Source organism: Pseudomonas sp. S09G 359, from assembly GCF_002843605.1.
Taxonomy (GTDB): domain Bacteria; phylum Pseudomonadota; class Gammaproteobacteria; order Pseudomonadales; family Pseudomonadaceae; genus Aquipseudomonas.
The window spans coordinates 3,310,377-3,323,449 of sequence record NZ_CP025263.1 but is presented as its reverse complement, the minus strand read 5'-3'; the positions used below and the strand labels follow the sequence as shown (position 1 = coordinate 3,323,449).

Below are 13,073 nucleotides of genomic sequence, written 5' to 3'. Positions count from 1 at the left end.
TCATGAACAAAGCGTCACTACTCCCCGTCGCCTGCCTGGTTTCGCTACTGACCACAGGTGCTGCGATGGGTAACCCCGTCACGACACAGTCACGGTTCCAGGACACACAATCCGCTCCGCTGGGACGCTCTGACTCTGTACAGGCGGCGAGCTGGGGTCTGACGGAGCAGGAGTGGACGCGCTTCGAACAGATCCAAGCCGGCCCGCGCGGTTTCTGGAGCCCGAACCTCGATCCGTTGACCGCACTCGGGGTCGAGGCCCAGACCGAGCAAGAGCGCCAGCGCTATGCCGAATTACAGGTAGCGCTGGAAGCCAAACGCGCCGAGCGCGAGTTGGCCTACCAAAATGCTTACACCGCGGCCTGGGCCAAGCTGTTTCCCGGGCTGCTGCCGATCCAGCGCATGGCATCCCCGTCCCCTGCCAGCTCAGCGGTCATGCCGCGTCAAGCCTTGTTTGTGGAGGACCACTGCCCAGCGTGCACCGCCGAAGCGCAGCGTCTGCAAAGCAGTGACATGGCGTTCGATATCTACCTGGTGGGCAGCCAAGGCGAGGATGAACGCGTCCGTAACTGGGCTCGGCAAGCAGACGTCGATCCGGCCAAGGTCCAACGCCAGCAGATCACCCTGAACCATGACCGTGGTCGCTGGTTCAGCCTGGGAGCCCCGGGGCCATTGCCTGCCACATTTCAAGAGGTGAATGGACAATGGCAACGCCTCGACTGAGTGGTATTGCGATCCTGCTGATGGTGCTCGCCGTCCAGGCTGACGAACTTCCGCCTCCGGCCTACCAATTGGCGGCGCATGACGCCGACATTCCTTCTACGGTGCTATTCGCGATCGCCCTGCAGGAGAGTGGTATCCACGTCCGTGGTCGACTGTTGCCCTGGCCCTGGACACTGAACATCGCTGGAACACCCTACCGCTTCGCCACTCGCCACGCCGCCTGTCACGCTTTGCTTCAGGCCCTCGCCCGACATGACGCCAAGCGGGTCGATGCCGGACTCGGCCAAATAAACCTGGGTTACCACGGACAACGTTATTCCACCCCCTGCGAAGCCCTTGATCCCTACCGAAATCTGGCCGTGACCGCCGCGCTGTTGCAGGAGCATCACGCCGCCACCGGTGATTGGGTGTCAGCTGCCGGACGCTATCACCGCCCGGCAGGAGGAGCGCCGGCCGCACGTTACCGCGCAGGTTTTTCCCGGCAACTCGAACGACTGCTGATTGCCTTCAAACAGGACACACCACCATGAAGCGAATGCCCCTTACCTGCTACTTCATCCTGCTATTGGCACCTTTCGCCCAGCCGGAGCTGACCGTAGCCGGGGATCAGCCTAGCGACTTCAGTCGACCCCATTTTCAGGTTGCCAGGCCGCTAATAAACAACAAGATCCAGCCTGATCGGGCCATGCATGCGGACCTGTCCACGTTTGCCGATGAAGCTTGGATACTACCCGTCCGCAGTTCTCGCTTGAGCCCCGGCCAAATCACGTCTCGCGCCCTGAACATGCCAGGCTTACGGCCATTTTTCCTGGTGGGTGAGGATCCCCAGTCGCTGGCTTGGTTGCGTCAACGCGCGACTGAACTGCAGGAAATGGGTGCGGCCGGCCTCGCCGTCGAAGTGGCCGACACCGAAGCGTTGGACCGAATTCGAGCAGCGGCTCCCGGCATCACCATCCTGCCGGTCAACGGTAACGACATCGCCACTCGCCTGCAGATCGAGCATTACCCCGTCTTGATCACTGCCACCTCACTGGAACAGTGAGTCCAGGTCATGGCCGAGCATGCGATGGAGTCCAAGCTCCGGCCAGCAGTGGAGCTGTACACCGTAGCGATCTGCATCACCGCCGCGGTGTTGTGCGTGTACTCGCCCTGGGCTGTGGCCCTCTCACCCGAGATTGGGCGGGCTGCGGCGCTGGCCTATACCCTGTTCGGCCTTATCCGCCTGCGACAAGCCTGGGATGTGCTGCGCTATCGGCGCAATATCCGCCGACTGCCCCGCTACGAACTGACCAGTCGGCAGATTCCGGTCAGCCGTAAGCGTTTGTTTATGGGGCGCGGCTTTCGCTGGACCCGCCTGCACACCCAGCGCTTGGTCGAGGCCCAGGATCCGGCAGTCGCCCAATATGTCGACCAACCGACCAGCTATCGCCTAGCCCGAGAACTCGAACGACGCCTGGAATATGCACCGTTTCCGCTCTCGATATTGGCCCTAGTCACGGCTTGGGACAGTGCCTTCAATCCGTTGCGCCCTTTGCCCCCAGTCGGTGGCTCGTCACTTCTGCACGGGGTTGAGCCCGACGAAACGGAAGTCAGTCTGCCGCTGGGCGAACGGGTCGGACACACACTGGTGCTGGGCACTACCCGCGTCGGCAAGACGCGGCTCGCCGAGGTGTACATCACCCAGGACATTCACCGCGTCGAGCATGAGGTGGTGATCGTCTTCGATCCGAAGGGTGATGCCGACCTGCTCAAACGCATGTACGTCGAAGCTATACGCGCCGGGAGGGAGAAGGAGTTTTATGTCTTCCATCTGGGCTGGCCAGAAATCTCGGCCCGCTACAATGCCGTCGGACGTTTCGGTCGTATCTCGGAAGTGGCGTCACGCATCGCCGGACAGCTTAGCGGCGAAGGTAACTCTGCGGCCTTCCGTGAGTTCGCGTGGCGCTTCGTCAACATCGTTGCCCGCGCATTGATCGAGTTGGGCCGGCGTCCGGACTACCTGCAAATCCAACGGCATGTGGTCAACATCGACGCACTGTTCATCGAGTACGCCCAGCAGTTTTTCGCCAAGACCGACCCGAAGGCGTGGGAGGTGATCGTTCAGCTTGAAGGCAAGCTCACCGAGAAGAACATCCCCCGGCATATGATCGGGCGCGAAAAGCGTGTTGTGGCCATCGAGCAGTACCTGGCGGTGAAGCGGGTATTTGATCCGGTACTGGACGGACTGCGTTCGGCGGTGCGTTACGACCGTACCTATTTCGACAAGATTGTCGCCTCGCTGCTACCTCTGCTGGAAAAACTCACCACCGGCAAGACCGCCCAGTTACTGGCTCCAAACTACACCGATTTAGATGACCCGCGGCCAATCTTCGACTGGATGCAGATCATCCGAAAACGCGGCATCGTCTACGTCGGTCTGGATGCACTGACCGACGCCGAGGTGGCCGCCGCGGTGGGCAACTCCATGTTCGCCGACTTGGTCTCGGTCGCCGGACACATCTACAAACACGGCATCGACCATGGCCTGCCCCAATCGGGTAACAACAGTGACAAGTTGCCGATCAACCTCCACGCCGATGAGTTCAACGAGTTGATGGGTGATGAATTCATCCCGCTGATCAACAAGGGTGGCGGCGCCGGTATCCAGGTAACCGCCTACACCCAGACCCTCAGCGATATCGAAGCACGTATCGGCAACCGCGCCAAAGCTGGCCAGGTGATTGGCAACTTCAACACCCTGCAGATGCTGCGGGTGCGCGAAACCGCCACCGCTGAACTGCTCACCCAGCAGTTACCCAAGGTTAACGTGCTGACCAAGACCCTGGTGTCGGGTGCGACTGACACCTCCGATCCGGAGGCCAACACGGACTTCACCTCGTCCTCACAGGACCGTGTCAGCAGCACCAGTGTGCCGTTGATCGAGCCTGCTCACATCGTCAGTTTGCCCAAGGGACAAATGTTTTCCTTCCAGGCCGGTGGGCAGCTCTGGAAGGTTCGCATGCCTTTGCCAAGACCCTCCAACGACGATGCCATGCCCAAGGACCTGCAGGAGCTCACTCAGCGGATGCGGGCCGCCTACAATGAGCAGGCGGGACAATGGTGGAGCGCCAGCGGTGGCGGCCCAACCACCAACTTCGATCTGGATCAGGTGGGGTAGCCCGGACCCGCCACAGGTTTCGATTCAGCAGAAAACGATCCAAAAGGCGTCGCGACGACACCAACACTGCAAAGCGCAATGGAGTGAACGATGGCGAGTTCCGTCCGACACACGCAGCCACAACCGATCCAGCGTCCGGGATTGATCATCTCGGCGATTGGCTTAGTTTTACGCATCTTCGGTTTGCTGATCGCCTCATTGCTGTTTTCGATACTCATCGAGTTCGCCGGCTTGCTGCTGTTCTGGGGCGATCAGGGTTGGCGGCACAGCCAAGCCATGTTCGCGAACGAACTAGGCTGGCTGAGTGAGCACTTCAAATCTTCTCTCATCCTCCAACAACCTGGACAGACGATTGTTCAATGGCTGGATTCTCTCAATCAATGGCTATTGATTAAGACTGGCTTTGCGGATTTTGCCCGGCAGGCGCGGATGTCGAGCCAGGGCAACGGCTTCTGGGGCTGGATCAACCAGCCCTACGTGAGCATTGAGGATTTCGTAGTGGCCGCAGTGTATGTGACCTTTACCTTCGTGGTGCGCCTGACGATTCTAGTCCTGGCTACACCACTATTTTTGTTGGCCACGCTTACCGGTTTTGTTGATGGTTTGATGCGCCGCGACCTGCGCAAGTTTGGAGCCGGGCGAGAAAGCAGTTTTGTCTATCACCGCGCTAAACGAGCAGTGCTACCGCTGCTGATCGTGCCCTGGATCATTTACCTGTCATTGCCCTTTTCGCTCAATCCCATGGCCATTTTTTTGCCTTGCGCAGTGATGCTCGGAGCAACGACAGCTATCACCGCGGCGACGTTTAAAAAATACATTTAATAAAATGTAACGCTGACGTGTTAAACCATTCCGGTGAATTTGGCCAAAATCGCGACGACATAACCGCCAATAATAGACAAACCAACAATACCCAATGGCCGCTGCCACCAATCACCGCTAGGGGACGGCGGCATAGACTGCTGATAAAAATTGATCTGCCCGATCTGATTTGCGTTGACTTCGGTGGCTGCTCTATTTTGCATCGAGTTGCGCCACTGAGCTTCCTCAAGACGTTCGAGTTGAACCTGAACACGTCTCTTGAGTTGGCTAGCGGAAAGGAAAATTTGCTTTCCAATAATCATCACACCCAGCAAACCGAAAAACAGCAAATTTCCATAGCTGAGCGGGTTTTCCTGGCTGAGGGTAGGCGCGTGCTCCCATACAAAACCGATGTAGGGTGATGTGGTCTGGTAAACATCGGCTACTAAATTTTGCACAACCCCTCCCAAATGCCCAAAAATTTTTGTGCTCGCGAGAATCTCTGCTTGATGGTGCAGAAAAATCAACGATGAAACCAAATAAAATAGAGCCCCGAAGACCATCAAGGAGAAGCCCACGGCCTGTCGAATACGGTACCGCCGAATTGCTTGTTGGATGTTCACTCTCTGCAATCACTCTTCGTTAACTGATTTCGTCCGCGCTTATCTGCGCCCCGCTAACAATGTTGTTAGCGGAATCAAACGTTAACGGCTACTAATCGTTTTTCATGAGTAACCAATGCTGTACTCGCGGTCCAATCGTGTCATTTTTCCGCGTTTCGTAGCTCTCGACACGGTGTTCGAACTCGCTACACGATCAAAGACTGTATCGAAATAAAATGACGCAGCGTGTTTCGTGTTTCTTACTGCTGAGTCCTGGACGTTAGTTGAATGCTGGCCCCATCTCCAAATGGGCTATCCACATGCCGACTACATTTTTCCGAGTCTGCTCACTGTTCATATTGATGACGTTCCATAGCGGCGGCTATGCCGCATCTGCTCATGAGCGCGAACAGCTCAGCCTAGTTCAGCAGCAGCTCGACACTATTGAGCGCCTTGCGGCGCGAGCTAAGGTAGCCAGGACCTCTGAACCAAACGAACGCTATCGCTTCGACTATCCCCGCCTGTCTCAGGACATCCAACGCATTCGCCAAGGAGTGCAGAACTATCTGTCGCCCTCCCGTGCTCAACCTCACGATCCTGGTGAGCTGGTGGGCGATTACCGCCTCGGCACCCCGTCCGTGGAACCGTCGCCATGAGCATGACTGATGCCCAGATCGCCGCGTTCCAAAACGCTTCTGGCTTCTCACAGCAGAGCAGCTCGACGCTCTGGCTGTCTCTGGTTCTCGTTCTGGCTTTGCTTTGGTGTGCCTGGGTGATGTGGACGGCATACCGGGGATGGGCAACAGGCAGTGTGCGCTTCGGCGCGTTTGGCGGCAGCGCCGCGCGCGTCCTGCTCACCTTGCTGGTTCTGATGTTCTTCACCCTGCCCTAACACCGGAGATCACCATCATGCTCAAGTACCTTGTCCCCCTAAAAAACAACCTGCGTGATCGCGCCAGTCAGCGCCTGATCGGTCTGTTGTTGGTGCTCGGTCCAAGCCTTGCTTTTGCCGAACTCCCCACCATGGAGGCACCTTCACGCGGTGAGGGTTCCGGGTTGATCGAAACGATTAAAAACTACGCTTACGACGGCGGCATCCTGCTCGGTCTGCTGATCGCCCTACTCGCTTTTTTAGGGGTGGCCTGGCATTCGCTGACCGTCTATGCCGACGTACAGAACCAGCGCAAGACCTGGAAGGATCTCGGCGCCGTGGTCGGTATCGGTGCCCTGTTGGTGGTGATCATCATCTGGTTCCTGACCAAGGCTGCCGCGATTCTGTGAGGTCGATATGAACGACACTATCGAACGCCTTGTCGACGGCACCTTGGTCTTTCTGCCGGAGCGACTCAATCGTGATCCCGCCGTACTGCGCGGGTTGACCAATGATGAGATGTGGATGGCCCTCGGTGCCGGCGCAATCATTGGCCTACTGCTGGGCGTTCCTCTAGCGATCGCCACCGCCTCCATTGCCGTGGCACCGACCAGCATGATCGCAAGTATGGCGCTGGTGTTATTTGCCGGTGGTACGCTTTTACGTCGGGCCAAACGGGCTCGCCCCGAGACCTGGTTTTACCGCAAACTCGAATGGATACTCGCCAGCCGTTGGCGCCTGGGGCGCGGAAGTTTGATCCTACACTCCGGCGCCTGGACGATTCGCCGTTCGCGTCGACTGCGCCCTGCCCTGTCCCGGTGGCAACCATGAGTCGTTTTCGGAACAAGGTGGATGCCCAACAGGCACATATCTTCAGCCTGCGTCTAGCGGTAACGATCCTCGCCCTGGTCTGTGCCGGTCTCTGGTATGGCTGGCGCTCGGCACCGACCGATCTGACCGTGCATGTCCCCCCCGATCTGCGCTCGGGCAGCACTCGTAAGTGGTGGGATATTCCCTCAGAGAATGTGTATGCCTTTGCCCTGTACATCTTTGGTCAGCTCAACCGCTGGCCCTCGGATGGCGAGCAGGACTACCGCCGCGCCATCTATGGCTTGCAGCCCTACCTGACACCCGCCTGCAAGGCCTTCCTCGATGGCGACTACGAGTACCGCAAGGCCGCCGGCGAACTGCGCCATCGGGTGCGTGGCGTCTACGAAATTCTGGGCCGAGGTTACAGCGAAGATCCGGAACTCAGGGTCAAACAACTCGATCGCGACAGCTGGCTGGTCAGGCTCGACCTCAATGCCGATGAGTATTACGCCGCCGAACCGGTGAAGCGGGTGGTGGTGCGTTATCCATTGCGCGTGGTGCGGTTTGATCTTGATCCCGAACGCAATAAGTGGGGGCTGGCCCTGGATTGTTATCAGGGCACGCCGCAAAAACTCGCCTTGCCTGGAGGCCCGTCATGAAGCGGATTTTTGTTATCGGGACAGCCGTTGCGTTGACACTCTTCGGGATTCTGGCTCAGGCCGTCGAGTTGATACACTGGGAACGCCTACCCCTCACGGTCCCACTGGTGATCGGTCAGGAACGAGTGATCTTTGTCGATGAGGATGTTCGAGTCGGTGTGCCCTCAACCCTGACGGGCAAGCTGCGCGTGCAATCAACCGGCGGCACGCTGTATCTGCGCGCATCGGAAGCCATTGCACCGACCCGACTGCAACTGCAATCGGGCGCGACCGGCGAGATCATCCTCCTGGATATCGCAGCCACGCCTGGTGATCAACCGCTGGAGCCCGTGCGTATCCTCAAGAATGCTCAGGTGCAAGCTACCGAGGCTGAATCTAGCACCGTCCCTGCTCCAGAACGTATACCGATCCCGGTCGCTTTGACGCGCTACGCCGCGCAAAGCCTGTACGCGTCTCTGCGCACCGTGGAGTCCCTGCCCGGTGTACGCCGCATCCCGCTCAAGCTGCGCACCGAACTGCCAACCCTGCTGCCGACCGAAAACGTGTCAAGCAGACCGATCGCCGCCTGGCGACTCGGTAATTACTGGGTGACGGCGGTGAAGTTGCGCAATCGTGGTTCAGAGACTCTGCAACTCGACCCGCGTCGGCTTCAGGCCAAGCTGTTTGCCGCGGCCTTCCAGCATGCTTTCCTCGGGCGTGTCGGCAGCGCTGAAGACACCACGATTGCCTACCTCATCACCCGCGGTGCTGGCCTCGAACAAGCCATGATGCTCCCGCCCGTTGCGCGAGGTCCTGGCGATGAAGGCTAATGCATTGCTCAAATGGCTGGTACCGACTGCGCTGCTGGCCGTGGTGGTGATCATCCTGAAAACCTGGGTAGCGGGTGGCAGCACGCCCTCTCCAGAGCACCCAGTTGATCAGGGCAATATTCAGTTATCCACCCAGCAAGCCCAGGCGCTCGGCATTGCCGGCGATACCCCACGCGACACGGTCGCCACCCTGGTCGGGCAGGTGAAGGCCATGCGCAGCGACATGCTCAGTTTGAAGAAACACAACGAGTCGCTGCAGACGGAGAACAACCGCCTGCGCGAGCGCGAAAACAGCGTCGATTCGCGTATCCAGACGGCGCTTGGAAGCGTGACCCAGCAGGTCGACGAAGGCCGCCGCCAAGCCAACGAGGCCCGACTCAAAGCGGAACAAGACAGTCGTCAGGCCCATGGGCTGCTGACAAAGTTGCAGGATCAGTTGTCCGGACTGACCGGCAAGGGTCAGGATCTGCCGGTCGGACTGGGGCTTCAGCCAGGCGATGGCGCTCAGTTCGAGGGAGGCCATCCTGCCGGTGACACGATGCAGTGGATTGAACCCTCGGATACTCTGCCCACCGACACCCGAGAAAAAACCAAGACCTCCTCCGCACTCAGTCTGCCTACCGCCTTCAACTCATTGGAGGGTTTGAAAGATAACGCTATTGATCGCAGCCAGAAACAGCTACGAGCAGTCAGCAAGGGTGAGCGTGACCTGACGCGATCCGCTGATCGTACCGAAGGCGCGAAGCCGGTCTACACCATTCCCGAAAACGCCACACTGATGGGCTCGGTCGCGATGACCGCGCTGATCGGCCGAGTACCGGTGGACGGCACGGTGAATGATCCCTACCCCTTCAAGGTGCTGGTCGGCCCCGAGAACCTGACTGCCAACGGTATCGAGCTACCGGACGTCGCGGGGGCCGTGATGAGCGGCACAGCCTCCGGTGACTGGACCCTGTCTTGTGTACGCGGACAGGTCGAGTCGATCACCTTTGTGTTTACCGATGGCACCATCCGCACGGTGCCTCAGCCGAAGGCGGTCGCCAGCCGCAATGCCTCCACCACCCAGAGCTCAAACACCGGCAAGATCCGTGGTGGACTCGGTTACCTGTCCGATCCGTATGGCATTCCTTGCATTGCCGGCGAGCGCCGCTCGAACGCCCAGCAGTACCTCAGCAGCCAGAGCCTGATCACTGCGGCCGGCGCGGGTGTCGGTGCCTTGCTCGGGAACCAGCAAAACAACAGCAGCTTGATCAGTTCGGGCGGCAGTGCGTTCGGGGTCACCAGCAGCAGTGGCAATAGCGCACTGAATTCAATTCTCAGTGGTGGGGTCAGCGACATCCGCGAGTGGGTCAACAAACTGTATGGCGAAGCCTTCGCCGCTGTTTACGTGCCGCCCGCAGCACAGGTCGCTCTGCACCTCGACCATGAGATCACCATCGACTACGAGCCCAAGGGCCGGAGCGTTCGCCATGAAAAAGACCATGCTTCTTTGCCTGACCTGGATTAGCGCGCTCTGCTGGGTCCTGACGGGGTGTTCCACCGACAAAGACACGCTTTTGCCCCATGGCGAGCAAACCATGCTGGACATCTGGAACGGTGCCGGTTCGCAAGGCACTCAGCAGCAACTGCTGGATGCTCGGCAGCAGTTACGCCGTCCGCTGGCCCAGGCGAATTTCTCCGCCGCTCTCCAGGAACCATACACTCGCACAGCGGCGAACGAGATCCGTAACCTGTTCCCTCGCTTGCCCAATCCCGATCTAGTGCTGTACGTGTATCCGCATCTGAGCGGCACCGAGCAGGCACCGGTCCCGGGTTACTCGACCGTCTTTCCGTTCTACCAACGGGTGCAGTACGCATTGCCGGGCGAACGTCAGGAAGACTTGTAGTGCGTACCGGCGATTTGGGCAACCACACTGCCGCGTGGAAAGCCTGGCGCAATCCATTGCGCCCGCGCGCCACCTTGGCCGATGAAGCCGCACTGTATGCGCGCAACCCCAGCTTCACCGATCACCTGCCGTGGGTCGAGTACCTCGACACCAAGCAGTGTTTTCTGCTCGATGACAATCGCTCGGTGGGTGCGGTGTTCGAGTTGCTGTCCATCAGCACTGAAGGGCGCGAACCCGATTGGTTGATGGCGGCCCGCGATGCCCTTGAGGATGCCCTGCAGGATAGCTTTGACGAGCTGGATCAAGCGCCTTGGGTGGCGCAGTTTTTCTGCCAGGACGACAACGACTTCACCCCCTACCTGACCCGGCTCACCGATTATATTCAGGACAGCGCGCGAGGCACGGTCTTCACCGAGACGTATTTGGAACTCAGCCGCCGTCATCTGAAGGCCATCGCCAAGCCGGGAGGTCTGTTCGAGGACAAGGCCGTCACGCGCCTGCCCTGGCGTGGCAACAACCGACGGGTGCGTCTGGTGGTCTATCGCTGGCTTGAGTCTGACGGCGAGGAGACAGGACTCACCCCGGCGCAATCCCTGCATCAGGCTTGCGAACGGGTCGCGGCTTCGTTGCAGGCGTGCGGGGTGCAATCGACGCGAGTCGATGGCCGCGGTCTGTATGCCTGGCTGCTGCCCTGGTTCAATCCAGCCCCCAGGCTCACCGATGAAGCGCCCGAGGAGTTCTACCAACTCGCAGCCTATCCGGAGTCAGGTGATGGCGAGTCGCTGGAACTGCCCTTCGATCATGACTTTGCCGAACGGCTGTTCTTCAACGAACCGCGTTCGGATGTAGAGCACGGACTCTGGTTTTTCGACCATCAGCCCCATCGGGTCATGGTGGTGGACAAGCTGCGCCGGCCGCCGTTGATTGGTCAACTCACCGGAGAAACCCGTAAGGGCGACGCAGTGAACGCGTTATTCGACCAGTTACCCGAAGGTACGGTGATGAGCCTGACCCTGGTGGTCAAACCACAGGATGTACTCGAGGACCAGTTAAACCGCCTGGCGCGCAAAGCCATCGGTGAAAATCTGGCCTCGACCCAGACCCGTCAAGATGTTGAAGAGGCCCGCGCGATCATCGGTCGTCAGCACAAGCTGTACCGGGGAGCGCTGGCGTTCTACGTGCGCGGTCGTGATGAACAGCAGTTGCACCAGCGTTCGGTCAGCCTTGCTAATGCACTGTTAGGTGCGGGTCTGCAGCCCGTACGGGAAGGCGATGAAGTCGCCGCCTGCAATAGCTACCTGCGGTGGTTGCCGATGGTTTACAACCCGGCCCGCGACACGCACAACTGGTACACCCGCCTGATGTTTGCCCAGCACCTGGCGAATCTGGTTCCGGTCTGGGGTCGCAGCACGGGCACCGGCCACCCGGGCATCACCCTGTTTAACCGTGGCGGCTCGGCGTTGAGTTTTGATCCGTTGTCACGCCTGGACCGGGCCATGAATGGTCATCTGTTGTTGTTTGGCCCCACCGGCGCCGGCAAATCGGCGACCCTGGTCACCTTACTGATGCAGGTCATGGCCGTGTACCGCCCTCGCCTATTTATCGTCGAGGCCGGCAACTCATTCGGGTTGCAGGGCGACTACTTCGCGACACAAGGCCTGTCGGTCAACAAGGTCCAATTGAAACCTGGCGCCTCGGTCAGTCTCGCCCCGTTCGCCGATGCCTGGCGCCTGGTCGAGCAACCGGATCAAGTGGCGAGTCTGTCGATCGATGAGTGGGACGAGGATGCGGTAGCCAGTCGCGAGGACCAGCGCGATGTTCTCGGTGAACTGGAAATCACCGCCCGGCTGATGATCACTGGCGGCGAGGCCAAGGAAGAAGCCCGCCTGAGCCGGGCCGATCGCAGTCTGATCCGCGAGTGCATCCTCGATGCGGCACAGACCTGTGTCGCGGCGGGTCGCCAGGTCCTGACCCGCGACGTGCGCGACGCCTTGCTGCGCGTCGCCGCTGACACGCACTTGCCGGAGAAACGCCGCGAGCGTGCCCAGGAAATGGGTGAGTCCATCGACCTGTTTTGCCAGGGTTTCGAGGGCGAACTGTTCGATCGCGAGGGTACGCCTTGGCCCGAGAGCGATGTGACCATTGTCGATCTCGCCACTTACGCTCGCGAAGGCTACGAGGCCCAGATGTCCATCAGCTACATCAGCCTGATGAACACCGTGAACAACCTCGCCGAGCGCGACCAATATCTGGGGAGGCCGATCATCATGGTCACCGACGAGGGCCATATCATCACCAAAAACCCACTGCTGGCGCCATTCGTGGTCAAGGGGACGAAGATGTGGCGCAAGCTTGGTGCTTGGTTCTGGCTCGCCACGCAAAACCTTGCCGATTTTCCCACGGCTGCGCAGACCATGCTCAACATGATCGAATGGTGGATTTGTTTGAACATGCCGCCCGCGGAAATCGAAGAGATCGCACGGTTCAAGAAACTCACGCCGGCGCAGAAAGCCTTGTTGCTCTCCGCCAGTAAGGAGCCGGGGAAGTACACTGAGGGGGTCGTGCTGTCGAAGAAGCTCGAGACACTGTTTCGAGCCGTGCCACCCAGCCTTTACCTCGCCCTGGCCATGACCGAGCCCGAGGAAAAAGCCGAGCGTTGGACGCTGATGCAGGAGAACGGCTGCTCAGAACTCGAAGCGGCGTATAGGGTAGCTGAACGGATCGATAGAGCGCGAGAAATAGAACCCGCATAGGGG

General features: G+C 59.5%; 15 protein-coding genes. 14 read left to right on the top strand and 1 reads right to left on the bottom strand.

What is annotated here, in order from left to right; genetic code table 11:
* The first annotated feature begins 2 nt into the window (after nucleotides 1-2).
* The 5 genes from CXQ82_RS14890 (at nucleotide 3) to CXQ82_RS14870 (ending at nucleotide 4,701) form a co-directional block, all read left to right on the top strand.
* Entirely contained in the window at nucleotides 3-722 is a 720-nt protein-coding gene (locus tag CXQ82_RS14890) for a TIGR03759 family integrating conjugative element protein (protein WP_101270218.1), read from the top strand.
* Nucleotides 704-1,252 (top strand): lytic transglycosylase, encoded by a 549-nt coding sequence (locus tag CXQ82_RS14885; protein WP_101270216.1) that lies wholly within the window; start codon nucleotides 704-706, stop codon nucleotides 1,250-1,252. Before CXQ82_RS14890 ends, CXQ82_RS14885 begins: the two co-directional genes overlap by 19 nt.
* On the top strand, nucleotides 1,249-1,764 hold the full coding sequence (locus CXQ82_RS14880; RefSeq protein WP_101270213.1) for an integrating conjugative element protein: 516 nt from the start codon (nucleotides 1,249-1,251) through the stop codon (nucleotides 1,762-1,764). The genes CXQ82_RS14885 and CXQ82_RS14880 overlap by 4 nt, the downstream gene beginning before the upstream one ends.
* A 9-nt stretch (nucleotides 1,765-1,773) precedes the next feature.
* Nucleotides 1,774-3,879: a type IV conjugative transfer system coupling protein TraD gene (traD, locus tag CXQ82_RS14875; protein ID WP_101270211.1), complete on the top strand. Its 2,106-nt coding sequence runs from the start codon at nucleotides 1,774-1,776 to the stop codon at nucleotides 3,877-3,879.
* Nucleotides 3,880-3,969: 90 nt separating this feature from the next.
* The gene (locus CXQ82_RS14870; RefSeq protein WP_101270209.1) at nucleotides 3,970-4,701 is read left to right on the top strand and encodes a TIGR03747 family integrating conjugative element membrane protein; all 732 of its coding nucleotides are present in this window, start codon (nucleotides 3,970-3,972) and stop codon (nucleotides 4,699-4,701) included.
* A gap of 20 nt (nucleotides 4,702-4,721) precedes the next feature.
* Here CXQ82_RS14870 and CXQ82_RS14865 read toward each other — a convergent pair whose 3' ends face one another.
* Nucleotides 4,722-5,303 carry a hypothetical protein gene (locus CXQ82_RS14865; RefSeq protein ID WP_101273797.1) on the bottom strand — a complete coding sequence of 194 codons (582 nt, stop codon included), beginning with the start codon at nucleotides 5,301-5,303 and terminating at the stop codon, nucleotides 4,722-4,724.
* 299 nt (nucleotides 5,304-5,602) lie between these two features.
* On the opposite strand from CXQ82_RS14865, the gene CXQ82_RS14860 reads away from it, so the two are divergent.
* From CXQ82_RS14860 to CXQ82_RS14820, 9 genes are read left to right on the top strand one after another with little or no spacing between them, the layout of a single operon-like run.
* Nucleotides 5,603-5,938 (top strand): RAQPRD family integrative conjugative element protein, encoded by a 336-nt coding sequence (locus CXQ82_RS14860; protein ID WP_101273796.1) that lies wholly within the window; start codon nucleotides 5,603-5,605, stop codon nucleotides 5,936-5,938.
* Nucleotides 5,935-6,174 (top strand): TIGR03758 family integrating conjugative element protein, encoded by a 240-nt coding sequence (locus CXQ82_RS14855; protein WP_101270207.1) that lies wholly within the window; start codon nucleotides 5,935-5,937, stop codon nucleotides 6,172-6,174. The genes CXQ82_RS14860 and CXQ82_RS14855 overlap by 4 nt, the downstream gene beginning before the upstream one ends.
* Before the next feature lie 17 nt (nucleotides 6,175-6,191).
* Nucleotides 6,192-6,563 carry a TIGR03745 family integrating conjugative element membrane protein gene (locus tag CXQ82_RS14850; RefSeq protein WP_101270206.1) on the top strand — a complete coding sequence of 124 codons (372 nt, stop codon included), beginning with the start codon at nucleotides 6,192-6,194 and terminating at the stop codon, nucleotides 6,561-6,563.
* A gap of 7 nt (nucleotides 6,564-6,570) precedes the next feature.
* Complete coding sequence (locus tag CXQ82_RS14845) at nucleotides 6,571-6,984, top strand: TIGR03750 family conjugal transfer protein (RefSeq protein WP_101270204.1); 414 nt, start codon at nucleotides 6,571-6,573, stop codon at nucleotides 6,982-6,984.
* Nucleotides 6,981-7,622: a PFL_4703 family integrating conjugative element protein gene (locus tag CXQ82_RS14840; protein WP_101270202.1), complete on the top strand. Its 642-nt coding sequence runs from the start codon at nucleotides 6,981-6,983 to the stop codon at nucleotides 7,620-7,622. Before CXQ82_RS14845 ends, CXQ82_RS14840 begins: the two co-directional genes overlap by 4 nt.
* Nucleotides 7,619-8,431 (top strand): TIGR03749 family integrating conjugative element protein, encoded by an 813-nt coding sequence (locus CXQ82_RS14835; protein ID WP_101270200.1) that lies wholly within the window; start codon nucleotides 7,619-7,621, stop codon nucleotides 8,429-8,431. The genes CXQ82_RS14840 and CXQ82_RS14835 overlap by 4 nt, the downstream gene beginning before the upstream one ends.
* A complete protein-coding gene (locus tag CXQ82_RS14830) occupies nucleotides 8,421-9,938 on the top strand; it encodes a TIGR03752 family integrating conjugative element protein (protein WP_101270198.1) in 1,518 nt (505 codons plus the stop codon). The genes CXQ82_RS14835 and CXQ82_RS14830 overlap by 11 nt, the downstream gene beginning before the upstream one ends.
* Complete coding sequence (locus CXQ82_RS14825) at nucleotides 9,901-10,317, top strand: TIGR03751 family conjugal transfer lipoprotein (RefSeq protein WP_101270194.1); 417 nt, start codon at nucleotides 9,901-9,903, stop codon at nucleotides 10,315-10,317. The genes CXQ82_RS14830 and CXQ82_RS14825 overlap by 38 nt, the downstream gene beginning before the upstream one ends.
* Nucleotides 10,317-13,070 (top strand): conjugative transfer ATPase, encoded by a 2,754-nt coding sequence (locus CXQ82_RS14820; RefSeq protein WP_101270191.1) that lies wholly within the window; start codon nucleotides 10,317-10,319, stop codon nucleotides 13,068-13,070. The genes CXQ82_RS14825 and CXQ82_RS14820 overlap by 1 nt, the downstream gene beginning before the upstream one ends.
* The last annotated feature ends 3 nt before the right edge of the window (nucleotides 13,071-13,073 follow it).

What these genes read in the sequence shown, in the direction of transcription:
- CXQ82_RS14825 (WP_101270194.1), top strand. Translation starts at nt 9,901, where the DNA reads ATGAAAAAGACCATGCTTCTTTGCCTGACCTGGATTAGCGCGCTCTGC.
- CXQ82_RS14850 (WP_101270206.1), top strand. Translation starts at nt 6,192, where the DNA reads ATGCTCAAGTACCTTGTCCCCCTAAAAAACAACCTGCGTGATCGCGCC.
- CXQ82_RS14835 (WP_101270200.1), top strand. Translation starts at nt 7,619, where the DNA reads ATGAAGCGGATTTTTGTTATCGGGACAGCCGTTGCGTTGACACTCTTC.
- CXQ82_RS14870 (WP_101270209.1), top strand. Translation starts at nt 3,970, where the DNA reads ATGGCGAGTTCCGTCCGACACACGCAGCCACAACCGATCCAGCGTCCG.
- CXQ82_RS14890 (WP_101270218.1), top strand. Translation starts at nt 3, where the DNA reads ATGAACAAAGCGTCACTACTCCCCGTCGCCTGCCTGGTTTCGCTACTG.
- traD (WP_101270211.1), top strand. Translation starts at nt 1,774, where the DNA reads ATGGCCGAGCATGCGATGGAGTCCAAGCTCCGGCCAGCAGTGGAGCTG.
- CXQ82_RS14840 (WP_101270202.1), top strand. Translation starts at nt 6,981, where the DNA reads ATGAGTCGTTTTCGGAACAAGGTGGATGCCCAACAGGCACATATCTTC.
- CXQ82_RS14860 (WP_101273796.1), top strand. Translation starts at nt 5,603, where the DNA reads ATGCCGACTACATTTTTCCGAGTCTGCTCACTGTTCATATTGATGACG.
- CXQ82_RS14855 (WP_101270207.1), top strand. Translation starts at nt 5,935, where the DNA reads ATGAGCATGACTGATGCCCAGATCGCCGCGTTCCAAAACGCTTCTGGC.
- CXQ82_RS14845 (WP_101270204.1), top strand. Translation starts at nt 6,571, where the DNA reads ATGAACGACACTATCGAACGCCTTGTCGACGGCACCTTGGTCTTTCTG.
- CXQ82_RS14880 (WP_101270213.1), top strand. Translation starts at nt 1,249, where the DNA reads ATGAAGCGAATGCCCCTTACCTGCTACTTCATCCTGCTATTGGCACCT.
- CXQ82_RS14885 (WP_101270216.1), top strand. Translation starts at nt 704, where the DNA reads ATGGCAACGCCTCGACTGAGTGGTATTGCGATCCTGCTGATGGTGCTC.
- CXQ82_RS14830 (WP_101270198.1), top strand. Translation starts at nt 8,421, where the DNA reads ATGAAGGCTAATGCATTGCTCAAATGGCTGGTACCGACTGCGCTGCTG.